This is a genomic window from Paracoccus spongiarum (genome assembly GCF_030732095.1).
In the GTDB taxonomy this organism is placed as follows: domain Bacteria; phylum Pseudomonadota; class Alphaproteobacteria; order Rhodobacterales; family Rhodobacteraceae; genus Paracoccus; species Paracoccus spongiarum.
This window is the reverse complement of record NZ_JAVAMQ010000002.1, coordinates 315731-338319: the sequence shown is the minus strand read 5'-3', so window position 1 is coordinate 338319 and position 22589 is coordinate 315731. Positions and strand designations below refer to the sequence as shown.

The window sequence follows — 22589 nt, the reverse complement described above, 5'->3', positions numbered from 1 at the left end:
GCGGCGGCGTCCAGCCCCGTCGGCGCTCAGTCGTCGCGCAGCCCTGCGCCCTCGATCCGGGTGGCGTCGATCAGCTGGCCGCCCTCGGCGATGATCTCGCGCGGGGTCGGGTGGCTGATGAAGTTGACCGGGCTGGAGGTCGGCCCATAGGCGCCGCTGGCATGGATCGCGATCAGGTCGCCCTCGTCGATGCGGGGCAGCATCACGCCGGACCCCAGCTTGTCGATCGAGGTGCAGAGCGGGCCCGAGATGTCTATCTTTTCCTCGCTCCCGCCCTTGCCCCCGCTGCCGCCGACGCGATGCATGACGTAGTTGCGCCGCAGCACCATGCCGAAATGTCCCGAGGCGGCCAGATGGCCGTTCATGCCGCCGTCACAGATCGCGATGCGCGCCCCGCGCGAATTCTTGGTCGCGGTGACGCGGGTCACGAAATAGCCTGCCGGCCCGACGAGATAGCGGCCCAGCTCCAGCACAAGCCGCGTTCCGGCAAAGCGCGGATCGGCCTTCAGCGCCTCCAGATCGGGTGCTGCGGCAGCGGCCACCTCGTCCAGATCCAGCGCGGTATCGCCGGGATGGTAGGGGATGCCGAGCCCCGAGCCGAAGATCAGCCGGTCGGGGTGCAGGTCATGCGCGATGCAGAGGTCGCGGAAGATGCCGATGAAGATGCGCCAGTTCTCGACGATGGCGGCGGGCTTCAGGCACTGCGTGCCGGAATAGATGTGCAGCCCGGCGACGCGCAGATGCGGCAGGGCCAGAATCTCGGCCAGCGCCGCCGGCGCCTCCTCGATGTCGATGCCGAAGGGGCTGGGGCGGCCGGCCATCTGGTCGCCGAAGCCCTTGGGCACCCGGTCGGGCGCGATGCGGATCACGACGTCCTGCCGCCGCCCGGCCTCGGCGGCGATCCGATCGGCCAGCCGCGCCTCGCGCAGCGATTCGACGACCAGCTCTCCGAGGCCCGCCGCGATGCTGCGGCGCAGTTCGACCTCGCGCTTGGCCGGGCCGGTGAAACTGGCGCGCTCAGGCGACCAGCCGGCCGATCGGGCCAGCAGGAATTCCCCGCCCGAGGACACGTCGATATAGGGGACGCGATCCTTCAGCCAGGCCAGCAGCGCCGGGTTCGGGTTGCATTTCATCGCGTAGGACAGATCGAACCAGCGGCCGAGCGCGCCTTGCAGCGCGGCGATCCGTGCCTCGATCACATCGGTCAGATAGACATAGGCGGGCGTGCCGAAACGGTCCGCCGCCTCGGCCAGGATGCGGTCGGTGGGTGCCGGTTCAGGCCTGTTCACGCGCGTAGTCCACGATCCGCTGCGCCGTATCGAAATTCTCCAGCGTGACATCGGCCGGTCGCACCTCGATGCCGGCCTTTTCCTCGACGAAGCCGATGATGTTCATCATCGCCACCGAATCGAGGATGCCGGTCGAGAACAGTTCGGTCTCGGCGTCCATCGCGTCCTCGACGTTCAACTCGTCGCGGATGAAGCGGATCAGGTCGTCGGCGGTCAGGCTCATGCGGTGTCCTTGGGCTGGGCCGCCTTCGCGGCGGCGATGATGGCGGGGCGGTCCAGCTTGCCGCTGGCGGTGCGCGGCATCGCGCCCTCCCACAGGTGAATATGGCGCGGAACCATGTAGTGCGCCATGCTGCGACGGCAATGCGCCATCAGAGCGGCGCGGTCGGCGTCGCCAAGCGGGCTGGCGGCGACATGCACGACCTGGCCCGCATCGTCATCTGCGACTCCATAGGCCACGACATCGCCAACCCGGCCCGAGGCGGACAGGATGTCCTCGACCTCGGTCGGCGACAACCGGAAGCCCTGGGTCTTGATCATGTCATCCATGCGGCTGACGAACCACAGATCGCCATCCTCGTCCACGCGCACCAGATCGCCCGACAGCACCACCGGCGCCGCGCCCATGACCCCCTGCAGTTCGGGCAGCACCCTGATCTTCTCGGCGGTCAGTTCGGGGCGTTCCCAGTAGCCGAGGCTGACCAGCGGGCCGCCATGCACCAGTTCGCCCTGTTCGCCCGGCCCCGCGATCCCCTCGCCGTGGCGGACCACGAAGATCTGCGCATTGGGGATGGCGCGTCCGATCGAGCCCATCTTCCGCGCGAATTTCGCCGGCGGCAGATAGGTCGAGCGGAAGGCCTCGGTCAGGCCATACATCAGGTAGATGTCGACACCCGGAAACACCGAGGGCATCAGTTCGAGGATGTTCGGGGGGATCTTGCCGCCGGTATTGGTGACGCGGCACAGGTCGGGCAGCGCGGTGCCGCTGTCGGCCAGATAGCGCACGACCTGGTTCCACAGCGGCGGCACGCCGGCGATGGTCGTGGCGCCCTGGGCAACCGCCATGCGCACCACCTCCGAGGGCATCGAGACCGGCTGGTGGATCACCGTGGCGCCCTTCAGGAAGGTGTCGGTCAGCTGGTTCAGACCGGCATCGAAGCTGTAGGGCAGCACCGACAGCAGCCGGTCGTCCTCGGCAAGGCCCAGATAGTCGCTGACCGAGATCGCGCCGATGCGGATGTTGCGATGGCTCAGCATCACGCCCTTGGGGCGGCCGGTCGAGCCGGAGGTATAGATGATCGCGGCCAGATCGCCCGGATCGAGCGCGGCTTCGGCCGCCGCGCCGGGAGGCAGGGCGTCCCAGGGCGTCGCGCCCTCGGGCAGATGCGGGGCGCTGCCTTGCACCAGCAGATGCGCCACCGAGGGCGGCAGCGGCTCGTCCGCCAGCGCCTTCAGGACGGCCGCGCCCAGGATGACCGCCCGCGCCCGGCAGTCGCCCGCAACATAGCCAAGCTGGGCCGCGGTCCATTGCTGGTTCACGTTGACGACGACGGCCCCGATCTTCCAGGCGCCGAACATCGCCGTCACCTCGTCGATGCCCTTGCGCAGATGCACGATCACCCGGTCGCCGGGCCGGATGCCGCAGCCCTGCAGCCAGCCAGCCACCCGGTCGGCCTCGGCGATGATTTCGGCATAGCTGGCCTGCCGCCGCGCGTCGATCGCGGCGATCTTGTCGGCGCGGGCCGGCAGGTTGTCGGCCAGCAGCCGCCACATCGAGGCATCCGCGCCCGGGATCATGCGCCGGCATCCTTGCGCCTCGCCTGCGCGAAGATCGGCAGGTTGGGAAAGATCCGCGCGGGCGATCCGACCACGATGCTGTCATCGGGGACATTCGTGCTGACGGCGGTGTTCGCGCCGATGCGGACCCGGTTGCCGATGCGGATGCGGCCCAGCACCGTCGAGTTCACGCCGATGAACACGTCATCGCCGATGCGGGGCGCGCCCGGCCCCATGTTGGTGCCGATCGTGACGTTGTGCATCACGCCGCAGCGGTCTCCGATGACCACCTCGGGGTGGATCGACAACGAGCCCTCGGCATGGATGATGTGGAAATCCTCGCCCAGGGTGACGCTGGGCGGGATCCAGACCTTGGTGACGTTCAGGATCAGGATGCACAGCAGCCCATACAGCTTGTTGGCGAACCAGCGCAGCACCCGGTTCTCGCATCCCGTCGCCCAGCGGCCATAGCGATAGATCGCCAGCGACACGAAGGCCGGATCGCTGATCCGTCGCCCATGTCGTTCATAATCCTTGCGAATTTCACGCCACACGGGCCGAACACTCCGAACTGATACCACAGGGCCGGGTCGCGGGACCGGCAATGCCACCGCCAGGGCGGGGCGTGGCAAAAATGACCGCAGGGGGGCCACAGTTCAAGCGGATAATCGGTTGAATGCAGGCAATTTGTCCAAATCTACAGGATCATCTCCAGCGTGCGGCGCACATCGTCCCAGCCGATTCGGAACCCGGTCGCGGTGCCGATGCCGACGATCAGGGCAAAGCGCTGCTGCCAGCGATCGCTGAGCAGTTTCATCGCGGTGGTGGCCCGGTCGGGCGGTTGCAAGGTCAGCAGCGTGCCGCCGGGTGGCATGACCGCGATGCCGTGGTTCAGCTGGCTGCCCTCGACCCCGGCCACCACCTCGGTCTCGCCACAAGCCTCCATCAGGTCGTCGACGCTGTGATCCTCGGCGAACATCACGCGAAAGCCGTATTGCGCCTCGAGCTTCTCGGCGATCTCGTCCTCGTTCTCGAGGATGCGGGCATCGCCGCTGCGCCCCCGGTACAGGAAGACGCCCGGGTTCGGGCGCGGCCGCCGATCCTTCAGCAGCCGGCGCCGCATGTCCTGCGCGCGGGCCAGCCGACCGCTGTTGTTGTGGTGATCGTCGAAGATGACGAGTTCGTCGAAATGCACATCGCCGATGCGCCGGGCCGCGATCGACAGCAACTCCTCGTATCGCGGCACATGGCCGCCGCGTTCCGGCATCGAGGTGACCGGGCTGCCCGCGGTCTCGGCCAGACGATAGGTGAGGCAGTCGTCCAGCAGCCAGTTGCCGAACCACCGGTTGCCAACCCAGGTCTCGAACATCGCACCCGAGATGCTGTCGCGGGGCCGTCGCTGTCCCAACCGCCGCCGCTGGCGGCGCCGCAGATGCAGTTCCGACCTGCCCGCATACAGCACGCCGTCGATGAAATCGACGTCGCGCAGCAGATAGGCGGTCGTTGCCGGGATGTATTCCGTCGGATCGCCGGACAGCGACTTCAGCACCGCGTCGATCGGGGCGAACTCGGTGCGGGTGATGCGCGCGGGCTGGTCGGGCAGGCAGATGACCGGTGGTACCTCGCGCGTCTCGCCCGGGCAGACCTGCCAGCGGTCGCAGGCAAGGTCGGTCAGGGCCTGAGATTGCAGGCCGGCGATGCGTCTGATCCTGTTTGTCAGCGGGCGCAGGTCGTCCATGCGCATGATCGGGCTACTCCGATAGCCCGGGTCGATCGGCCCCGGGCGTACAGACCGGTCAGTCTAGGCGAGAATCGGGGTTGTGAGAAGCGGGCCGCCGACCGGCATCGGCGGCTTATGGCCGATCGCGGCCGGCGGCGGGCGGCGCGCCGAGCAGCGATGTCAGCCGCAATGCGACGATGGCGTGATCGTTCAGCGAGGGGTGCCAGTGACAGCCGGTGCGGGCCAGTTCGGGAAGCACGATCAACTCGGCGCGGTCGCCCGATGCCACGAAGGCGTCGCGGGCGGCGCGATGGGCGGCGACCAGATCCTTGCCGTATTCGCCGAAGGCCAGCAGCACCAGCCGCGCCGCCGGCGCCTCGGCCCGCCGCGCGCGCAGGAAGTCCAGCAGGGCCGCGCTGAAATCGTCCCGCAGCCGTGCCCGGGCGGCGCGATCCTCGTCGAGGCCCGGCACCGTCCCGAAATCGTTCGAGCCGAGGGCGATCACGATGACATCGGCGGGCGGCGCCGGCAGGGCGGGGGCGTCGGGCTGCAGGGGAAGGGCGGTCGGGTAGAGATCGCGCATCGTGCCCGTGCCGCTGCCGTCCATGTTGCGGATCAGCCCGATCCCCGATGCGGCGACGATGCGGTAATCGGCGCCAAGAGCCGCCGCGGTCGCAGGTCCGTAGGCCCGCGAGGTGTCGGTCGCCAGAAACTGCGCCGCGCCCGAGCAGTCGCGACCCGGCGCGGTGTTGCCATAGCCCACGGTGTCGGAATCGCCCACGAACTCGATCAGCCTTCCGGGCGCGGGCGGGGCCAGGGCGCGCGCGCCGGGGGGCAGGAAAAAACCGCCGAACCGCGCCGTCTTGCCGGTCTCGCTGAGCTTTTCCAGCCGGACGAGATGCGGCCGATCCGCCAGCCCCGAGACGCGCAGCAGCCCGCGTCCCGGCCGGGTCAGCATGACCTCCGTGCCGTCGATGACGAGGCGATAGCGGTTGGCGTCGTCATCAAGCGACAGGGCGAATCCCGTGCCCTCGAATCGGGCGGTCGCGTGGAAGCCGGGCCATTGGTGCAGCACATCGTTCCGGCCTGGCCCGGCATCGCCGGGCGCGGCGATGCGGCCGGTGAGATGAGCGGGCAGCATCTTCATGGCGGACGCGGGCGCGGCACCGGTTTCGAAACGGGCGGCGAATCCGGCAGGCGCATCGGGGGCGATGCTCACCGGCGGGACCGGGCCCTCGAAGGGGCGCGGCGGCTGCGCGGCCCACAACCCCGCCGCCAGCAGCAGGGCAGAGGCTGCAAGGCTCGACCAGATCGGGACTGCGGCGCGCATCGCTGAGGGGACCCCTTCCATGGTGGCCGTCGGGGCGATCTTCAGGCGCGGCCGCGACGAAGGCAAGGCGTCCCGCGCTTGCGCGCCGGGGCGCGGCGTGCTTGCCTGTCGCGGATGGAGGTCAGGGGGCAGGGGACGGCGATGACGCTGACGACCGAGGGTTTCCGGGATCATTTCGCGGCGGGCGGCCGTGCGGTGAACGGCTGGTGCGCGATCCCCTCGCCGGTGACGGCCGTGATTTTGGCCCGGGCCGGCTTCGACATGCTGACGATCGACCTGCAGCACGGGCTGATCGACTATCAGACCATGCTGGCGATGCTGCAGGCGATGTCGGCCAGCGCCGCGCCCAAGCTGGTCAGGCTGCCCTGGAACGAGCCGGGGATTGCGATGAAATGCCTTGATGCGGGGGCCAGCGGCGTGATCTGCCCGATGGTCAACACCCCCGAGGATGCCCGCGCGCTGGTCGCCGCCACGCGCTATGCGCCGCTGGGAACGCGCAGCTACGGCCCGATGCGGGCCGGGGCGATCTTTCCCGACTATGCCGCGCGCGCGGGCGATCTGGTGCAGGTCTTCGCGATGATCGAGACCGCCGAGGCGCTGCGCAACCGCGACGCGATCATGGCGGTCGAGGGGTTGTCGGGCGTCTATGTCGGCCCCGCCGATCTGGGCCTGTCGCTGGGCCATGTGCCGAGCCTGCTGCCGGAGGCCCCCGAGGTACTGGGCGCGATCGCCGAGATCCTGGCCTCGGCGCGCCGGGCCGGGCTGCTGGCCGGGGTGCATTGCGGGTCGGGCGAGATGGTCGGGCGGATGCTGGCGCAGGGCTTCGATTTCGCCTCGCTGTCGACAGATGCGGGACTGTTCACCGGCGCGTTGCGCGCGGCGCTGGCCGCGGCCCGGGCCTAGGGGCAGGGCCCGGGGGGGGCGGGGCTTGACCGCCGGCGGGCGCGGCTTGCCTGCGTGCGGGGGGCGGGGGCTGTCCGCCCCCATCCGGCTGGCGCCGGACTCCCCCGAGGATATTTCGGCACAGAAGATGCCTCAGGGCGTCCAGCGCAGGAAGTTCGCGATCAGGCGCAGGCCGATGGCCTGCGATTTCTCGGGGTGAAACTGGGTGCCGATGATGTTGTCGCGGCCGACCACGGCGGTGACCGGCCCGCCGTAATCGGCATGGGCGATGCGGTGCGCGGGATCCTGCACGCGGAACTGCCAGCCATGCACGAAATAGGCGTGGTCGCCGGTGGCGATTCCCGACAGGACCGGGTGCGGGTGGTCGATCACCAGGTCGTTCCAGCCCATATGCGGCACCTTCAGGCCCAGGCGGCGCATCTCGGGGCTGTCGATCGCGACCACCTCGCCGGGGATCCAGCCGAGGCCGTCGGTGTCGCGATATTCGTGCCCGGTGCCGGCCAGCATCTGCATGCCGACGCAGATGCCCATGAAGGGCATGGCGCGCGTCAGCACCGCCTCGCGCAGCGCCTCGGCCATGCCGTCGACATCGTCCAGAGCCGCCCGGCAGGCGGGAAAGGCGCCGTCTCCGGGCAGCACGATGCGGTCGGCGCGGGCGACGAGGTCGGGGTCGGCCGTGACGAGGATCTCGGCGCCGACCTCGCGGCCCATCAGCTGGAACGCCTTCGCGGCCGAGTGGAGATTGCCGCTGTCATAGTCGATCAGCGCCACCCGCATCAGAGCGCGCCCTTGGTCGAGGGCAGGGCGCCGGCCATGCGCGGATCGGGCTCGACCGCCTCGCGCAGCGCGCGGGCGACCGCCTTGAAGGCGGCTTCGGCGATGTGATGGCTGTTGATCCCGTCGAGCCGCGCGAGGTTCAGGCTGATCCCGCCATGGGTCGACAGCGCCTGGAAGAATTCGCGGACCAGCTCCGTATCGAAGCTGCCGATCGTCCCCGTCGGGAAATCGACGTTCCACACGAGGTAGGGCCGACCCGACAGGTCGAGCGCGGCCCGCAGCAGCGAATCGTCCATTGCCAGCAGGCAGCTGCCATAGCGGCGGATGCCCCGCTTGTCGCCAAGCGCGCGGGCCAGCGCCTGTCCGATGGCGATGCCGGTATCCTCGACGGTATGGTGGTCGTCCACATGCAGGTCGCCCTCGGCGCGGATCGTCAGGTCGATCAGCGAATGCCGCGACAGCTGGTCCAGCATGTGGTCGAAGAAGCCCACCCCGGTGCTGTTGTCATAGCTTCCGGTGCCGTCGAGGTTCAGCGTCACCTCGATCCGGGTCTCGGCAGTCTTGCGGGTGATCGTCGCTGTGCGCATGGGATGTCCTTTCGTCGCCGCGCCTTATAGGCCGCGTCGGCCGGTCAGCCAAGATGCACCTGCCCCTCGGGATAGCGCAGCCGGGGCGTGACGCGCGTGGCCAGGAAGAAGCCGAGCGTCAGCGGCCCGACCCGGCCGAGGAACATCACCACCATGATGACCCATTGCCCGAAGCCCGACAGTTCCGTCGTGTAGCCGCGGCTGAGGCCGGTGGTGCCGAAGGCCGAGGCGACCTCGAAGCTGATGTCGAGGAAGCGTCCCTCGTGGCTGGCGATCAGCAGGAACGTCGCGGTGAACATCAGCGCCGAGGCGATGGCGATCAGCGCCATCACCTTCAGCACCTCGTCCAGCGGGATCGACCGCCCGAAGGCCCAGACCTGATTGCGGCGGCGAAAGAAGGCCAGCGTGGCCAGCACCATCACGACGACCGTGGTGACCTTGAGCCCGCCCGCGGTCGAGGTCGGCCCGCCGCCGATCGCCATCAGCGCCATGTACAGCAGCGAGGTCGAATCGTGCAGCCCGCCGATATCGGTGGTGTTGAAGCCCGCCGTGCGCGTGGTGACGCCCTGGAACCAGGCGACCATCAGCCGCGCTCCGGCGCCCTCATGCTGGGCCAGGGTGCGGGGGTTGTTCCATTCCAGGATCGCCGTCAGGCCGACGCCGATCACGATCAGGACCACCGTGCCGACCAGCATCAGCCGGGTATGCAGCGACCAGCCATGCCAGAAGCGCCGGCCCGCCACATCCGCGACCACGACATAGCCGATGCCGCCGATGATGAAGAGCGCGGGGATCACCGCGTTGACTACCGGATCGGTCGCATAGCCGGTGAGCCCCGCCGAAAAGGTCGAGAAGCCGGCATTGTTGAAGGCCGAGACGGAATGGAAGATCGCGTGCCACAGGCCGGTTCCCAGGCCTGTGCGCGGAATGAAGGTCAGGCAAAGAAGCATGGCACCGGCGATCTCGGCGATGACGACGACGCGGAAGATGGTCCGCACCAGCCGCGCCAGCCGCTCGTACGAGGTCTGGTTCAGATCCTCGCGCAGATAGGCCTGATGGCCGATCCCCAGCGGCAGGCCAAGCGCCGACCAGACCAGCACCGCAAAGGTCATCAGCCCGAGGCCGCCCAGCTGGATCAGGACCGCCAGCACAAGCTGGCCCCAGAAGGTCAGTGCAAGTTCGGTGTCGACAACCGCAAGCCCGGTCACCGTCACCGCCGAGGTCGCGGTGAACAGCGCATCCGTCAGGCCGATGGGTTCGGTCGTCATCACCGGCAGCAGGAAGGCCAGCCCGCCGGTCGCGATCAGCGCCATGTAAAGGACCGCAAGGACCGCCGGCGGCGGGGTGCGGGCCAGCCAGCGGCGCAGCGCCGGCAGCGGGCGCAGGCGCGATCTCACAGCTGGTTGCCAAAGCGCGTCAGATCGACCCGCTTGCCCAGCAGAAGCAGCCGGTCGCCCTGGCGCAGCGCCGCGCCGTCCTGCGCGGGGGCGATGAATTCCGTGCCGCGCATGATGCCCAGCACCGTGACGCCCGGCCCGCATCCGGGATCGGACAGCGGGCGTCCGGCAAGATCCTGCGGCACCAGCAGGTTCACGACCGAGAAACCGTTTCCAAGCGAGACATAATCCTGCACCGCCGGGTTGTTCAGCATCTGCGCCGTGTGCCGTCCGACCTCGAGGCCGGGCATGACCACCCGGTCGGCACCGATCTTCGACAGGATGCGGTGATGCGTGCGGCTGTCGGCCTTGGCCCAGACGGTCGTCACCCCGATCAGGCGCAGGTTCATCGCCGCGATGACGTTGCTTTCCAGATCGTTGCCGATCGACACCATCCCCACGTCATAGCGGTCTGCGCCCGCCTCGCGCAGCGCGCCCTCGTCGGTGGCGTCCAGGATGACGACGCTTGACAGCTGGTCGGCCAGGGCGGCGACCCGCCGGTGGTCCTTGTCGATGCCCAGAACGCGATTGCCGAATCGGGCCAGTTCCGAGGCGACCACGCTGCCGAAGGCACCGAGGCCGATGACCACGAAACTTCGGTTGTGCCTTGCCATGCGACCCTCGCCGTCACTGCCGATCCTGGCGCACACTGCGTCACAGGCCGGGTTTGCGGTCAAGCGGGGATGCAGCCGCGGCGCAACGTCGCATACGGGACACGACTGGTCGCTGTGGCACGCAAATTTCCCCCGCCTCGGCCATGCTGTGCAGATCACGCGGAAAGCTGAAAACATGGTGGGACGCCGCCATGCCCGATGGGGCATGGCGCGATCCGCACCTGCACAAGGAAAAGGGACGTATGCCAGACAAACGCACCTCCGACGGCGCCCGTCGCAACCTCAAGGGGCAGCCCGGCGACCGGCTGCGCGAACGCGACGCGCTGAGTGGCCGCTTCGCGGACAAGCCGGCCCCCGATGTCGAGGCGCTGCCGGCGCCCGAGGGCCCGACCGAGCTGATCGACACCAATTACCAGATCGGTCAGAACAACATCGAGGGCGTGAAGCCGTTCCGCTTTGACATCCACAACCCGGTCTTCATGATCTCGGCCCTGGCGATCGTCGCCTTCACCGTTCTGACGCTGCTGTTTCCGACCCAGCTCGAGCCGTTCTTCAACGGGATGCGCAACTTCCTGACCAGCAAGCTGGACTGGTTCTTCCTGATCTCGGGCATCATCTTCGTCCTGCTGTGCATCGGCCTGATCCTGTCGCCGCTGGGCTCGATCCGGCTGGGCGGCCCCGAGGCGACGCCCGATTTCAGCCTGACCGGCTGGTTCGCGATGCTGTTCGCCGCCGGCATGGGCATCGGGCTGATGTTCTATGGCGTCAGCGAGCCGATCAGCCATTTCGAGACCGCCTTCGGCGGCACCGTGGTCGAGGGCGGGGTGCGCACCGACTGGGCGCCGCTTGGCGGGGCCGAGGGCGACGAGCTGGGCGCCCGCAGGCTGGGCATGGCCGCGACCATCTTCCACTGGGGCCTGCACCCCTGGGCGATCTATGCCGTGGTCGCGCTGGCGCTGGCGCTGTTTGCCTACAACAAGGGCCTGCCGCTGACGATGCGCTCGGTCTTCTATCCGCTGCTGGGCGAGCGGGTCTGGGGCTGGCCCGGCCATGTCATCGACGTTCTTGCGGTCTTCGCGACGATCTTCGGGCTGGCGACCTCGCTGGGCTTCGGGGCCGAGCAGGCGACGGCGGGGCTGAACTTCCTGTTCGGCATCCCCAACTCGAACCTGACCAAGATCGTGCTGATCGTGCTGATCACCATCGTCGCCGGGGCGTCGGTGGTGCTGGGGGTCGAGAAGGGCGTCAAGCGGCTGTCCGAGATCAACATGGTCCTTGCGATCATCCTGCTGTTCTTCGTGATGGCGGTCGGCCCGACGATGGACATCCTGCGCGGCTTCTTCGGCAATCTGGGCGCCTATGCGCGGGAATTGCTGCCGCTGTCGAACCCCTTCGGACGGGATGACGACAATTTCCGCCAGGGCTGGACGGCCTTCTACTGGGCCTGGTGGATCAGCTGGTCTCCCTTCGTGGGCATGTTCATCGCCCGCGTCTCGCGCGGCCGCACGGTGCGCCAGTTCCTGATTGCCGTGCTGATCGTGCCGTCGCTGATCTCGGTGCTGTGGATGACCGCGCTGGGCGGCACCGCCATCGGCATGACGCTGGGCGGCTTTGCCGGCATCACGGACGCGGCGCTGGAGCTGAAGCTGTTCCAGATGCTGTCGCAACTGCCGCTGACCGCGATCACCAGCTTTGTCGGGATCATCCTCGTCGTGGTGTTCTTCATCACCTCCTCGGATTCCGGCTCGCTGGTGATCGACACCATCGCCGCTGGCGGCAAGGTGAACTCGCCCGTCGCGCAGCGCATCTTCTGGTGCAGCTTCGAGGGGCTGGTGGCGATCGCGCTGTTGCTGGGAGGCGGCCTGACGGCGCTTCAGGCGATGGCGGTCTCGACCGGGTTTCCCTTCACGCTGGTGCTGCTGGGCGCCTGCTGGGCGCTGGTCCGCGGCCTGCTGGCCGAACGGCGGGAACTGGGCTGAGGCCTGGACCGGTAAACGAGGGGCGGGCGGGATTTTCCCGCCCGTTCTTGTCATATCGCCTCACGGGTGCCAAAACCGGAACTGACGTCACCGAAGGACCGACGCGATGACAGACATCTCCGTCAGCGAACGCCGCCTCAGCGCCGCGCTGGACCGCATCGACCAGTTGCTCGAGGGCGGGGCGGGGCGTCCCGGCACCTTCGCCGCCGAACCCGATGCGGCGCTTCGCGACCAGCTTGCAGAGCTTCAGGCCCAGAACACCCGGCTTGCCGCCGAACTGGCGGCGCTGCGCACCGATCAGGGCGGTCCGCTGGAGGCGACGCTGGCCGAGGCGCGCAACCGTCTGGGCGGCGCTTCCGAACAGGCGGCGCGGCTGGCGGCGGCCAATGACGACCTTGCCGCCGCGAACCGCGCGCTGATCGAGGCGGCGCGCGGCGATGGCGGCGCCGAACAGGCCAGCATCGAGGCGCTGGAGGCCGAGATCGAGGCGCTGCGCGCCGCCCGCGCCGCCGAGATCGCGCAGATGGGCGATATCATGCTCGAACTGGAACGGCTTCTGGCGCCGCATGACGCCCGGCCCACGCAGCCGCGCGATGTCGAGGATGCGGTGCTGCCCGAGGTCGCCGGCGATTCGGCCGGTGTGCCCGAGGATGAGGCGGTCGACGACGACGGGGCCCGCGGCGATGCGGCCGAGGATCGGCGGCCCTATGCCGCGCAGGACAGCAGCAATGCCGATGGCATGCGCGAGGACGGGGACCGGTGATGGCCGAAGTCGAATTCACGATCGGGCACAAGGATTACCGCCTTGGTGCGCAGGATGGCGAGGAAAAGCTGCTGAAGCGGGCCGCCGCTCTTCTGGATGCCGAGGCGCAGCAGATCCTTGAACAGGCCGGGCGGATGCCCGAGCCGCGGCTGTTGCTTCTGGCCGGGCTGATGCTGGCGGATCGGTTCTGCACGATGGAGGAACGCGCCGAGAAGGCCGAGCGGCATCTGAACCGGCTGCAGTCGAACCCGGCGCGCGTCGAAGTGCCGGTGATCCCTGCCGACCTGAAGGAGGCGATGGCCGAACTGGCCGCCCGCGCCGAGGCGCTGGCCGAGCGCCTGGACGATCAGCGGCAGGGCTGAACCCGGCCGCCGAAGCATCCCGGGCGGTCGCCATTAATCCTTTCTTAACCGTGCTATGCGACATCTGTCTCATGCGCGTTCTCACCGGCCTGATCTTTACCCTGCTGCTAGCCGCTTGTGCCAGCCAGTCGCCCGACATGTTCGGGGGGGAACGCCGTGAGGTGGTCGTCGAGGGCCGCGACTTCGTCGTGTTCCACAAGGCGACCGAGGCCGAGGTCGTGCGGATGGGCTATCTGGGCCGGGCGCAGCGTGTCGACGTGCCCGCGCAGATGGCGATGGCGGCCGCGCAGGCCACCGGCTGCGTGGTCATTCCCGGCAGCATGACCACCCGAATCCCCGGCGATAGCGGGGTGGCGCGATTCGACCTGGATTGCGGCTGAGGCGCCTCAGCCGGCGCCCAGGAACGCGGCCAGCGTGTCGGCCACCGCTTCAGGCGCGTCGGCGTGCAGCCAGTGTCCGGCCTGTTTCAGCGTCACCACCCGCACCTGCGGAAACAGCGCGCGCAAGGCCCGCTGGCCCGCCGCATCGACGTAATCCGATTCGGCCCCCAGCAGCGCCATCACCGGCCCCTCGAAGCGGCCCCCGGGCAGATCGCCCGGCCAGCCGGTGATGGTCTCCATGCTGCGGCGCAGGACCGGCAGGTTCAGGCGCCATCGCGGTGGCTGCGCCTTCAGGTCCAGCGACTGCAGCAGAAAGGCCCGCAGGCCGGGGCTTTCGACGGTCCTGGCCAGTGCCGCATCGGCCTCGCTGCGTCGGGCGATCTGCGCCAGGTCCAGCGACTCCATCGCATCGATCAGGTGGGTCTGGCTGTGGCCGTAGGCGACCGGCGCGATGTCCATGATCACCAGCTTGCGGATCAGGTCGGGTCGCGTCAGCGCGCAGGCCATCGCCGCCTTGCCGCCCATTGAATGGCCAACGAGGTCCGCCTTGCCGCCCAGCTCCCCGATCAGTCCGGCCAGATCTCCGGCCAGCGCGGCATAGCCGTGATCGTCATGCTGCGGGCTGTCGCCGTGGTTGCGCATGTCCGGCACGGCGACGCGCCGCGTCGCGCCAAGCCGCCGGGCCAGCGCGCCCATGTTGCGGCCCTGCCCGAAAAGTCCGTGCGCGATGATGACGGGCAGGCCGCTGTCCTGCCCGGTGATGGTGTGAGTCAGCTTCATGGCCTCGATCCTACGGCGTCTGGTGCCTGGCCGCCATCCCGTCTATCCTGCCGCCATGAGCCGCGATGTCCACAGCTTTCACGACATCCACGACATGGCCGACGAGGTGTCGCGCCTGATGGTGGCCCGCTTTGGCGGGGCGCGCCGGGGCGAACGGCCGCCGCTGCATGTGATGATGGCGCGTCGCGGCGGGGCCCTGCCGCGCAAGCTGCGCAAGTCGGCCGCGCGGCTGGCCGAGGCCGACCGGATCAGCGCCCAGCCCCGCATCGCCCGCCAACTGGACCTGACAAGCCTGGGCCGCGCCCACGCCGCGCTGACCGCGCATCTGCGACCCCTGGGCGAGCTGAGCCGCTGGCGCGGCCGGGCGATCAGCTTTGCGGCCTCGGTCAGCTTTGGCCTGCTGGTGCTGGCGGCAGTCGTCGTCTGGGTGATGGTCCGCCGCGGGCATCTGTAGCGCCGTGCGCCTTGCAGTGCGCGCAACCCTGCCGCGCGCCCCGCGGCGCTTGTATTTGCTGCGCCGCGGCATGATGTTGGCGCGAACAGCCGACAGGACCGACCATGACCGATTCCCGTGATTTTCGTCACGCCATCCTGGCGCTTGCGCTGGGGGCCTTTGCCATCGGCACCTCGGAATTCGCGGCGATGGGGCTGCTGCCCTATTTCGCCGCCGATCTGGGGATCAGTGATCCGCAGGCCGGCCATGTCATCAGCGCCTATGCGCTGGGCGTGGTGGTCGGCGCGCCGCTGACCTCGCTGATGGGGGCGCGGCTGCCGCGCCGGCGTTATCTGGCGGCGCTGATGGCCTTCTACGGGGTGGTGAACCTGCTGGCATCGGTGATGCCGGGACTGGCCGCGCTGACCGGAATGCGCTTCATGGCCGGCCTGCCGCATGGCGGCTTCCTGGGCGTGGCGATGCTGTATGCGGCCGATGCCCTGCCCGCGGCGCAGCGTGCCCGCGGTGCCGCGCAGGTCATCATCGGGTTGACGGTGGCCAACATCATCGGCGTGCCGCTGGCCGGGGCGCTGGGGCAGGGCATCGGCTGGCGCTGGGGCTTTGCGCTGCCCGGCGTTCTGGCGCTGCTGTCGGCCTGGGCGATCCTGCGGCTGGCCCCGCGCGTCGGTGGAAATCCCCATGCCCGCCCGCTGGACGAATTGCAGGCGCTGCGCAATCCGCGCGTGCTGTGGGTGCTGGCCGTGGGCGCTATCGGCTTCGGCGGGCTGTTCGCCGTCTATGCCTTCCTCACCGCCGCGATGCTGGCCACGACCGATGCGCCGGGCTGGGCGATCCCGCTGGCGCTGGCGATGTTCGGCGTGGGCGGCACGCTTGGCACCTGGGTCGCGGGCCGCGTGACAGAGCGTCTGGGCCAGATCCGTGCCGCCTATGTCAGCCTTGCGGCCATGGCGCTGACGCAGGGCTTTGCCTCGCTGGCGGTTGGCAACTGGCCGCTGATGGTGCTGTCCTCGTTCCTGCTGGCCGCCGGCGCGGGGCTGGTGATCCCGCTTCAGACCCGGCTGATGGACGTGGCGGGCCGCGCGCAGAACATGGCCGCCGCGATGAACCACGCCGCCTTCAACGCGGCGAACGCGCTGGGTCCGTTCCTGGCGGGGCTGGCGCTGGCCGCGGGATGGGGCTGGCGCTCGCCGGGGCTGGTCGGGATCGCGCTTACGGCCGTGGGCGCGCTGGTGCTGACGGCGGCGGTGCTGCATGAGCGGGCAGCGCGGCCGCTGGCAGACTGCGCAGGATGACCCGCCGCGAGGTCGAGGCGAATTCGCGCCGCCAGGTGACGAACAGCACCACCGCGGTGCCCAGTATCAGCGCCCAGGGCCCGGCCAGCCAGCCAAGGGAGCCGATCGCGAAGTAGACGCTGCGCAGCCCGGCGTTGAAGCTGCGCGCGGCGGTGATGTTCAGATCCGCCGCCTGCATGGCCCGGTCGCGCGCCGAGGGGTCGGCCGGATCGTTGGGCACGGCGGCCATCATCACCGCGCAATAGCCGAACAGACGGTGCGACCAGACGAATTTGAGGAAGGCGTTGACGACGAAGAACATCGTCACCAGCAGCTTGAGCTCCCACAGCAGCGCGGTGCCGCGTTCCAGGTCGAATTCGCGCGCCAGCCCGCGCAGTTGTTCGGTATTGCCGATCAGCGCAAGGATGCCGCCGGTCGCGATCATGCAGGCCGAGGCGAAGAAGGCGGTGCCCTCGCGCAGGCTGGCCAGGATGTTGCCGTCGAAGATGCGCGGCTCTCGGGTCAGGAAATGCAGCATCCATTCGCGCCGGAACCGCGTCATCAGCACCGAGACAGAGGGTCGCCCTGCCGGCGGCCGCTCGGTCAGCCAGCCGATGCCAAGCCAGGCGACGAACAGCAGCAGCACCGCCGCCAGATCCGCCGCGCTCAGCAGGCCGCCCATCAGAAGCGTGTCGATCCTCATCCCACAGCTTTAGGCTGCGCGGGCGTCGCGCGAAAGCCCCGATGCGGGCCGGCCCGCGACGCGCGGCGCGCCCTTGACGCAGCAGTCGGCCTCGCGGAAGATGGTGGCTCGCCCGGAGTATCGCCACGGCGCCGATGGCATGCCGGTGCCTTGCCTGCGCCTGCCGGTGAGGGCATGGCGCCCGGGCTGCACGCCGCAGCGCAATCGGCCGGGGAGGGCCGTCGCCATGATGCAGATGCCGCAACCCGACGCATCGGTCCTGGACCGCCGCGAGGCCATCGTCGCGGCGCTGCGGCAGGCCGGCGCGGGCATGGTGATCGACGACGCGGCCGAGACCCGCGCCTATGAATGCGACGCGCTGTCGGCCTATCGCTGTCCGCCGCTGGCGGTGGTGCTGCCAGGCTCGACCGACGAGGTCGCGCGGCTGATGGCGGTCTGTCACCGGCTCGGCGTTCCGGTGGTGCCGCGCGGGGCCGGCACCAGCCTGGCGGGCGGCTCGATGCCGACGGCCGATGCGGTGGTGATCGGGCTTGCGCGGATGAACGCGGTGCTGGAAATCGCGCCGGGCGACCGGCTGATCCGGGTGCAGGCGGGGCGCACCAACCTGTCGGTGTCGGCTGCGGTGGACGGGCAGGGGTTCTTCTACGCGCCCGATCCCTCAAGCCAGCTGGCCTGCGCCATCGGCGGCAATATCGGCATGAACTCGGGCGGTGCGCATTGCCTGAAATACGGTGTCACCACCAACAACCTTCTGGGCGTGACGATGGTGCTGATGGACGGCAGCATCGTCGAGCTGGGCGGCCCGATGGGCGAGGCACCGGGCCTTGACCTGCTGGGCGTCGTCTGCGGATCGGAAGGACAGCTTGGCATCGTCACCGAGGCCACGCTGCGCATCCTGCCGAAACCCTCGGGTGCGCGGCCGGTGCTGATCGGCTTTGACAGCAGCGAGACGGCGGGCGCCTGCGTGGCGGCGATCATCCGCGCCGGAGTCCTGCCCGTCGCCATCGAGTTCATGGACCGGCCCTGCATCCGCGCGACCGAGGCCCATGCCCATCCCGGCTATCCCGATTGCGAGGCGCTGCTGATCGTCGAGGTCGAGGGCACCGACCCCGAGATCGACGAGCAACTGGCCCTCATCCGCGAGATCGCGCTGTCCTTCGCGCCGGTCGAATTCCGCGAAAGCCGCAGCGAGGACGAATCACGGCGCATCTGGCTGGGCCGCAAATCGGCCTTCGGCGCGATGGGGCAGATGGGCGACTACATCTGCCTCGACGGCACCATCCCGGTCTCGGCCCTGCCGGCGGTGCTGCGCCGGATCGGGGAGCTGTCGCGCGAATACGGCCTTGCTGTGGCCAACGTGTTCCATGCGGGCGACGGCAACATGCATCCGCTGATCATCTACGACGCCAATGCCGAGGGCGATCTGGACCGGGCCGAGGCCCTGGGGGCGGACATCCTGCGCCTCTGTGTCGAGGTCGGCGGCTGCCTGACCGGCGAGCATGGCGTCGGCATCGAGAAGCGCGACCTGATGAGCGACCAGTATGCGCCCGCCGATCTCGAGGCGCAGATGCGCGTGAAGGACGTGTTCGACCCGCGCTGGCTGCTGAACGCGGCCAAGGTCTTTCCGCTGTCGGTGTCGGCCAGCCGTCGCGAGGCACGTCCGGACCCCGCGTCCCATGCGGCCTGACAGCGAGGCGGCGCTGGCCGCGATGATCCGCGATGCGCGCGAGCAGCTGGCCATCATCGGGGGCGGCACGGGGCTTTGGCCGGGCGAGGGGCTGGGACAGCGGCTGGACACGACCGGGCTTGCCGGGGTCAGCCTCTACGAGCCCGAGGCGCTGACGCTGGTGGTGCAGGCCGGCACGCCGCTGCACGAGCTGCGCGCCCTGCTTGCCGCCGAGGGGCAGATGCTGGGCTTCGAGCCGCCGGACGCGCCGGGGGCCACCATCGGCGGGGTGGTCGGCGCGAACGCATCCGGACCGCGGCGGGTGCAGGCTGGGGCGGCCCGCGATTCGCTGATCGGGGTGCGTCTTGTCGACGGGCATGGCGAGATCGTGAAGAATGGCGGCCGGGTGATGAAGAACGTCACCGGCTATGACCTGGTCAAGCTGATGGCCGGCAGCCGGGGACGTCTGGGCGTGCTGACACAGCTGTCGCTGCGCACCTTTCCGGTGCCGCCCGTGCGCCAGACGCTTGCCCTTACCGCGCTGGACGCGCCCGGCGCGGTGGCCGCGCTGACCGCCGCGCTGACCCGCCCCTTTGACGTCAGCGGCGCCGCGTGGCTGCCCGGGCAGGGCGCGCTGATCCGCCTCGAGGGGCTGGAAGGCTCGGTCGGGATCCGCGCCGCCGCACTGCGCAGGCGTCTTGCGGAGTTCGGCGAGATCGTCGAGGCGGCCGATGAGGTCTGGACGCGGCTTCGCCCGGCGCCCGGCGAGGGCGATCTGTGGCGGATCGTCTGCCGGCCGGGCGAGGCCGCCGGCATCCTTTCCGGCCTGCCCGCGCCCCTGATGATGGATTGGGGCGGCGCGCTGATCCATCTGCGCCTGCCCCGCGACGAATTGCCGGTGCTGCCGCGCTTTTCGGGCCATGCCCGCCGGATCGCGGGCGCCGCGACGATGGTGCTGCCGGCGCCCGACCCGGTTGCCCGCCGGCTTGAATCCGGGCTGCGCCAGCGTTTCGATCCGCGCGGCATCTTCACGGGGGTCGACTGATGCAGACCAATTTCACCGCCGATCAGCTGCGGGACCCTGCGGTGGCGCGGTCGAACCAGATCCTGCGGACCTGCGTGCATTGCGGCTTCTGCACCGCGACCTGCCCGACCTATCAGGTGCTGGGCGACGAGCTGGACAGCCCGCGCGGCCGCATCTACCTCATCAAGGACATGCTCGAGGCGGGCCGACCCGCCGACGCCAAGACCGTCAAGCATGTCGACCGCTGCCTGTCCTGCCTCAGCTGCATGACCACCTGCCCCTCGGGCGTCCACTACATGCATCTGGTCGATCACGCCCGCGCCCATATCGAGGCGACCTATCGTCGCCCCTGGCGCGACCGGGCGCTGCGCTGGCTGCTGAAAAGCGTGATCCCCCATCCCGGCCGGTTCCGGCTGGCGATGTTCGGCGCCCGGCTGGCGCGGCCCTTCGCGCGGCTTATGCCGGACCCCCGGCTGCGGGCGATGCTGGACATGGCGCCGGCGCGCATCCCCCCGGTCAGCCGCAACGATGACGGCCAGACCTTTGCGCCCATCGGGGAACGCCGCGCGCGGGTCGCGCTGATGATCGGCTGCGCGCAGAGGGCGCTGAACACCGACATAAACGACGCCACCATCCGGTTGCTGCGCCGCGCCGGCTGCGAGGTGGTGATCCCCGAACGGTTCGGTTGCTGCGGTGCGCTGACGCTGCACATGGGCCAGCAGCAGGACGCCAAGGCCCGCGCCCGCGACAGCATCGCCCGGCTGCTGGCGGCCGAGGGCACGGGCCCGCTGGACGCGATCGTCGTGAACACCTCGGGCTGCGGCACGACGATCAAGGATTACGGGCATCTCTTCGCCGGCGACGACATCGCCGCCGAGGCCGCGCGGGTCGCCGCCCTGGCGCGGGATGTCAGCGAGTTCCTTGCCGATCTTGGCCTGCCGGACCGTGCGCGCGACGAGGGACGCGGCGCGCGGGTGGCCTATCATTCGGCCTGCTCGTTGCAGCATGGCCAGCAGATCAAGTCGGCGCCGCGCGCGCTGCTGACGCGGGCGGGCTTTGATGTGGTCGAACCGGCGGACCCGCATCTGTGCTGCGGCTCGGCCGGCACCTACAACCTGCTGCAGCCCGGGTTGTCATCCGAACTGCGGCGGCGCAAGGTCGCCAGCCTCGAGGCAACCGCACCGCAGATCATCGCGGCCGGCAATATCGGCTGCATGATGCAGATCGGCGGCGCGACCGGCCTGCCGGTTGTCCACACCGTGCAACTGCTGGACTGGGCGACGGGCGGCCCGCGCCCCGAGGGGCTGGGCGTCGTCGCCTGATCGCGGATCGCATGAAAAAGGCCCTTGAACGGCGCCGGGGCGCGCCTAGATCATCCCTGCCGGCGGCCGGAATGGCGTCGGAAAGGCCCGCCCGGACTGTCGGGGGGCATCACCCATAGCATCGCTTGTGAAAGGATGTGACCATGCGTAACTTTGACCTGACCCCCCTTTATCGTGCCTCGGTTGGCTTTGACCGGCTTGCCGATGTCGTCGATCGTGCCCTGGCCGCAGATGTGGCCGTGCCGACCTATCCGCCCTACAACATCGAGAAGACCGGCGAGGATGCCTATCGCATCTCGATCGCGGTGGCCGGCTTCGGTGCCGACGACCTGAATGTCGAGGTCCGCGACGGCGCCGTGATCGTCTCGGCCCGCAAGACCGAGGAAGATGACGGCCGCACCTATCTGCATCGCGGCATCGCCACCCGCGCCTTCGAGCGCAAGTTCACGCTTGCCGATCATGTGCGCGTCGATGGCGCCAGCCATGTCGACGGGATGCTGCATATCGACCTTGTCCGCGAGATCCCCGAGGCGCTGAAGCCGCGCCGCATCGAGATCGCCAAGGCCGCCCCGAAGGTCGAAAAGCTGGACGCCTGATCCCGGTCGTCTGGCCACGGGTCCGGGGGACATCCCCCGGGCCTTCCGCACCGCCCGCCATCGCTGGGCGGGCTTGACCCGGGCGCGGCGTTGCGGCAGGTGCGCGCCATGACAGAGACGCCGAAAACCCCCTTCGATCCGCATCCGCCGCGCCGCAACTTCTATGGCCGCCGGCATGGCAAGACCCTGCGGCAAAGTCAGAAGGGCTATCTCAGCGACGATCTGGGCGAATTGCGCCCGCGCGGCATCACCCTGTCCGAAAATCCGCAGCGCCTGCCGATCTCGCCCTCGGCGATCTTCGGCGATGAACGCCCGGTCTGGCTGGAGGTCGGCTTTGGCGGCGGCGAGCACTTGGTGCACATGGCCGCCACCTATCCCGGCATCGGCATCATCGGATGCGAGCCCTTCATCAACGGCGTCGCGATGCTGCTGGGCAAGATCCGCGCCGCCGGGGTCGGCAATGTCAGCGTTCATCCCGGCGATGCGCGCGACCTGATGGACGTGCTGCCCGATGCAAGCCTTGACCGGGTGTTCCTGATGTATCCCGATCCCTGGCCCAAGGCGCGCCATCATCGCCGCCGCTTCGTCACGCCCGAACATCTGTTGCCGCTGGCGCGGGTGACGCGGCCGGGTGCCGAGTTCCGGGTGGCCAGCGACATACCCGACTATATCCGCCAGACCCTGGAAGAGGTTCCCCCGGCCGGCTTCGATCTGGTCGCCGACAGCGATGTCCCGTGGCCCGACTGGATCAGCACCCGCTATGAGCAGAAGGCCCTGCGCGAGGGACGCCCGCCCCGTTACGTCACCTTCCGCCGGCGGGGCTGAGAACGTGCCCGCCCGGGCGAGGCCCCGTTCGC

Annotated in this window: 24 protein-coding genes; 12 read left to right on the top strand and 12 right to left on the bottom strand. The window is 69.5% G+C overall.

Annotation, left to right across the window (positions count from 1 at the left end):
- Positions 1-26: 26 nt before the first annotated feature.
- From Q5Y72_RS03665 to Q5Y72_RS03640, 6 genes are all read right to left on the bottom strand, one after another.
- A complete protein-coding gene (locus Q5Y72_RS03665; RefSeq protein WP_305962056.1) occupies positions 27-1289 on the bottom strand; it encodes a type III PLP-dependent enzyme in 1263 nt (420 codons plus the stop codon).
- On the bottom strand, positions 1276-1512 hold the full coding sequence (locus Q5Y72_RS03660) for an acyl carrier protein (protein WP_305962055.1): 237 nt from the start codon (positions 1510-1512) through the stop codon (positions 1276-1278). Before Q5Y72_RS03660 ends, Q5Y72_RS03665 begins: the two co-directional genes overlap by 14 nt.
- A complete protein-coding gene (locus Q5Y72_RS03655; protein ID WP_305962054.1) occupies positions 1509-3086 on the bottom strand; it encodes an AMP-binding protein in 1578 nt (525 codons plus the stop codon). Before Q5Y72_RS03655 ends, Q5Y72_RS03660 begins: the two co-directional genes overlap by 4 nt.
- Positions 3083-3619, bottom strand: coding sequence for a serine O-acetyltransferase (locus Q5Y72_RS03650; protein ID WP_305962053.1), 537 nt, complete (start codon positions 3617-3619; stop codon positions 3083-3085). Before Q5Y72_RS03650 ends, Q5Y72_RS03655 begins: the two co-directional genes overlap by 4 nt.
- Before the next feature lie 143 nt (positions 3620-3762).
- Entirely contained in the window at positions 3763-4803 is a 1041-nt protein-coding gene (locus tag Q5Y72_RS03645) for a glycosyltransferase family 61 protein (protein ID WP_305962052.1), read from the bottom strand.
- Positions 4804-4918: 115 nt separating this feature from the next.
- On the bottom strand, positions 4919-6115 hold the full coding sequence (locus Q5Y72_RS03640; RefSeq protein ID WP_305962051.1) for a GDSL-type esterase/lipase family protein: 1197 nt from the start codon (positions 6113-6115) through the stop codon (positions 4919-4921).
- Between the two features lie 141 nt (positions 6116-6256).
- On the opposite strand from Q5Y72_RS03640, the gene Q5Y72_RS03635 reads away from it, so the two are divergent.
- The gene (locus Q5Y72_RS03635) at positions 6257-7018 is read left to right on the top strand and encodes an HpcH/HpaI aldolase family protein (RefSeq protein WP_305962050.1); all 762 of its coding nucleotides are present in this window, start codon (positions 6257-6259) and stop codon (positions 7016-7018) included.
- A 132-nt stretch (positions 7019-7150) separates the two neighbouring features.
- On the opposite strand, the gene hisH is transcribed toward Q5Y72_RS03635, so the two are convergent.
- The 4 genes from hisH to Q5Y72_RS03615 all read right to left on the bottom strand — a co-directional run bounded on the left by hisH (position 7151) and on the right by Q5Y72_RS03615 (position 10432).
- Positions 7151-7795: an imidazole glycerol phosphate synthase subunit HisH gene (gene hisH / locus Q5Y72_RS03630; protein WP_305962049.1), complete on the bottom strand. Its 645-nt coding sequence runs from the start codon at positions 7793-7795 to the stop codon at positions 7151-7153.
- Positions 7795-8382: an imidazoleglycerol-phosphate dehydratase HisB gene (gene hisB / locus Q5Y72_RS03625; RefSeq protein ID WP_305962048.1), complete on the bottom strand. Its 588-nt coding sequence runs from the start codon at positions 8380-8382 to the stop codon at positions 7795-7797. Before hisB ends, hisH begins: the two co-directional genes overlap by 1 nt.
- Before the next feature lie 44 nt (positions 8383-8426).
- A complete protein-coding gene (locus Q5Y72_RS03620) occupies positions 8427-9695 on the bottom strand; it encodes a TrkH family potassium uptake protein (protein ID WP_305962089.1) in 1269 nt (422 codons plus the stop codon).
- An 80-nt stretch (positions 9696-9775) separates the two neighbouring features.
- Entirely contained in the window at positions 9776-10432 is a 657-nt protein-coding gene (locus tag Q5Y72_RS03615; protein ID WP_305962047.1) for a potassium channel family protein, read from the bottom strand.
- 242 nt (positions 10433-10674) lie between these two features.
- Between Q5Y72_RS03615 and Q5Y72_RS03610 the strand changes: the two genes are divergently transcribed.
- From Q5Y72_RS03610 to Q5Y72_RS03595, 4 genes are all read left to right on the top strand, one after another.
- The gene (locus Q5Y72_RS03610; RefSeq protein ID WP_305962046.1) at positions 10675-12411 is read left to right on the top strand and encodes a BCCT family transporter; all 1737 of its coding nucleotides are present in this window, start codon (positions 10675-10677) and stop codon (positions 12409-12411) included.
- A gap of 106 nt (positions 12412-12517) precedes the next feature.
- Positions 12518-13174 carry an FtsB/FtsL family cell division protein gene (locus Q5Y72_RS03605; RefSeq protein WP_305962045.1) on the top strand — a complete coding sequence of 219 codons (657 nt, stop codon included), beginning with the start codon at positions 12518-12520 and terminating at the stop codon, positions 13172-13174.
- Positions 13174-13536 carry a cell division protein ZapA gene (locus Q5Y72_RS03600; RefSeq protein ID WP_305962044.1) on the top strand — a complete coding sequence of 121 codons (363 nt, stop codon included), beginning with the start codon at positions 13174-13176 and terminating at the stop codon, positions 13534-13536. Before Q5Y72_RS03605 ends, Q5Y72_RS03600 begins: the two co-directional genes overlap by 1 nt.
- 71 nt (positions 13537-13607) lie before the next feature.
- Entirely contained in the window at positions 13608-13916 is a 309-nt protein-coding gene (locus Q5Y72_RS03595) for a hypothetical protein (RefSeq protein WP_305962043.1), read from the top strand.
- A gap of 6 nt (positions 13917-13922) precedes the next feature.
- Here the strand turns inward: Q5Y72_RS03595 and Q5Y72_RS03590 are convergent, their stop codons facing one another.
- Positions 13923-14696 (bottom strand): alpha/beta fold hydrolase, encoded by a 774-nt coding sequence (locus Q5Y72_RS03590; RefSeq protein WP_305962042.1) that lies wholly within the window; start codon positions 14694-14696, stop codon positions 13923-13925.
- A 55-nt stretch (positions 14697-14751) separates the two neighbouring features.
- On the opposite strand from Q5Y72_RS03590, the gene Q5Y72_RS03585 reads away from it, so the two are divergent.
- A complete protein-coding gene (locus tag Q5Y72_RS03585) occupies positions 14752-15150 on the top strand; it encodes a hypothetical protein (RefSeq protein ID WP_305962041.1) in 399 nt (132 codons plus the stop codon).
- 104 nt (positions 15151-15254) lie between these two features.
- A complete protein-coding gene (locus tag Q5Y72_RS03580) occupies positions 15255-16442 on the top strand; it encodes an MFS transporter (protein ID WP_305962040.1) in 1188 nt (395 codons plus the stop codon).
- Here the strand turns inward: Q5Y72_RS03580 and Q5Y72_RS03575 are convergent.
- Complete coding sequence (locus Q5Y72_RS03575) at positions 16360-17124, bottom strand: DUF599 domain-containing protein (RefSeq protein WP_305962039.1); 765 nt, start codon at positions 17122-17124, stop codon at positions 16360-16362. The two genes, Q5Y72_RS03580 and Q5Y72_RS03575, sit on opposite strands and share 83 nt — an antisense overlap.
- A gap of 229 nt (positions 17125-17353) precedes the next feature.
- Between Q5Y72_RS03575 and Q5Y72_RS03570 the strand changes: the two genes are divergently transcribed.
- From Q5Y72_RS03570 to trmB, 5 genes are all read left to right on the top strand, one after another.
- The gene (locus tag Q5Y72_RS03570) at positions 17354-18811 is read left to right on the top strand and encodes an FAD-linked oxidase C-terminal domain-containing protein (protein ID WP_305962088.1); all 1458 of its coding nucleotides are present in this window, start codon (positions 17354-17356) and stop codon (positions 18809-18811) included.
- Positions 18801-19835 (top strand): FAD-binding protein, encoded by a 1035-nt coding sequence (locus tag Q5Y72_RS03565; RefSeq protein WP_305962038.1) that lies wholly within the window; start codon positions 18801-18803, stop codon positions 19833-19835. The genes Q5Y72_RS03570 and Q5Y72_RS03565 overlap by 11 nt, the downstream gene beginning before the upstream one ends.
- On the top strand, positions 19835-21136 hold the full coding sequence (gene glcF, locus Q5Y72_RS03560) for a glycolate oxidase subunit GlcF (protein ID WP_305962037.1): 1302 nt from the start codon (positions 19835-19837) through the stop codon (positions 21134-21136). Before Q5Y72_RS03565 ends, glcF begins: the two co-directional genes overlap by 1 nt.
- 143 nt (positions 21137-21279) lie before the next feature.
- Positions 21280-21732, top strand: coding sequence for an Hsp20 family protein (locus Q5Y72_RS03555; RefSeq protein ID WP_305962036.1), 453 nt, complete (start codon positions 21280-21282; stop codon positions 21730-21732).
- 108 nt (positions 21733-21840) lie between these two features.
- Positions 21841-22557 carry a tRNA (guanine(46)-N(7))-methyltransferase TrmB gene (gene trmB / locus Q5Y72_RS03550; RefSeq protein WP_305962035.1) on the top strand — a complete coding sequence of 239 codons (717 nt, stop codon included), beginning with the start codon at positions 21841-21843 and terminating at the stop codon, positions 22555-22557.
- Positions 22558-22589: the final 32 nt, after the last annotated feature.

Excerpts from the sequence above, each read along its gene's own strand:
- Q5Y72_RS03575 (WP_305962039.1), bottom strand. The coding sequence starts at position 17,124 with ATGAGGATCGACACGCTTCTGATGGGCGGCCTGCTGAGCGCGGCGGAT.
- Q5Y72_RS03570 (WP_305962088.1), top strand. The coding sequence starts at position 17,354 with ATGCAGATGCCGCAACCCGACGCATCGGTCCTGGACCGCCGCGAGGCC.
- Q5Y72_RS03660 (WP_305962055.1), bottom strand. The coding sequence starts at position 1,512 with ATGAGCCTGACCGCCGACGACCTGATCCGCTTCATCCGCGACGAGTTG.
- Q5Y72_RS03595 (WP_305962043.1), top strand. The coding sequence starts at position 13,608 with ATGCGCGTTCTCACCGGCCTGATCTTTACCCTGCTGCTAGCCGCTTGT.
- Q5Y72_RS03555 (WP_305962036.1), top strand. The coding sequence starts at position 21,280 with ATGCGTAACTTTGACCTGACCCCCCTTTATCGTGCCTCGGTTGGCTTT.
- Q5Y72_RS03605 (WP_305962045.1), top strand. The coding sequence starts at position 12,518 with ATGACAGACATCTCCGTCAGCGAACGCCGCCTCAGCGCCGCGCTGGAC.
- Q5Y72_RS03640 (WP_305962051.1), bottom strand. The coding sequence starts at position 6,115 with ATGCGCGCCGCAGTCCCGATCTGGTCGAGCCTTGCAGCCTCTGCCCTG.
- hisB (WP_305962048.1), bottom strand. The coding sequence starts at position 8,382 with ATGCGCACAGCGACGATCACCCGCAAGACTGCCGAGACCCGGATCGAG.
- Q5Y72_RS03585 (WP_305962041.1), top strand. The coding sequence starts at position 14,752 with ATGAGCCGCGATGTCCACAGCTTTCACGACATCCACGACATGGCCGAC.
- trmB (WP_305962035.1), top strand. The coding sequence starts at position 21,841 with ATGACAGAGACGCCGAAAACCCCCTTCGATCCGCATCCGCCGCGCCGC.
- Q5Y72_RS03635 (WP_305962050.1), top strand. The coding sequence starts at position 6,257 with ATGACGCTGACGACCGAGGGTTTCCGGGATCATTTCGCGGCGGGCGGC.
- Q5Y72_RS03655 (WP_305962054.1), bottom strand. The coding sequence starts at position 3,086 with ATGATCCCGGGCGCGGATGCCTCGATGTGGCGGCTGCTGGCCGACAAC.
- Q5Y72_RS03590 (WP_305962042.1), bottom strand. The coding sequence starts at position 14,696 with ATGAAGCTGACTCACACCATCACCGGGCAGGACAGCGGCCTGCCCGTC.
- hisH (WP_305962049.1), bottom strand. The coding sequence starts at position 7,795 with ATGCGGGTGGCGCTGATCGACTATGACAGCGGCAATCTCCACTCGGCC.
- Q5Y72_RS03620 (WP_305962089.1), bottom strand. The coding sequence starts at position 9,695 with ATGGCGCTGATCGCGACCGGCGGGCTGGCCTTCCTGCTGCCGGTGATG.
- Q5Y72_RS03565 (WP_305962038.1), top strand. The coding sequence starts at position 18,801 with ATGCGGCCTGACAGCGAGGCGGCGCTGGCCGCGATGATCCGCGATGCG.
- Q5Y72_RS03645 (WP_305962052.1), bottom strand. The coding sequence starts at position 4,803 with ATGGACGACCTGCGCCCGCTGACAAACAGGATCAGACGCATCGCCGGC.
- Q5Y72_RS03615 (WP_305962047.1), bottom strand. The coding sequence starts at position 10,432 with ATGGCAAGGCACAACCGAAGTTTCGTGGTCATCGGCCTCGGTGCCTTC.
- Q5Y72_RS03600 (WP_305962044.1), top strand. The coding sequence starts at position 13,174 with ATGGCCGAAGTCGAATTCACGATCGGGCACAAGGATTACCGCCTTGGT.
- glcF (WP_305962037.1), top strand. The coding sequence starts at position 19,835 with ATGCAGACCAATTTCACCGCCGATCAGCTGCGGGACCCTGCGGTGGCG.
- Q5Y72_RS03580 (WP_305962040.1), top strand. The coding sequence starts at position 15,255 with ATGACCGATTCCCGTGATTTTCGTCACGCCATCCTGGCGCTTGCGCTG.
- Q5Y72_RS03610 (WP_305962046.1), top strand. The coding sequence starts at position 10,675 with ATGCCAGACAAACGCACCTCCGACGGCGCCCGTCGCAACCTCAAGGGG.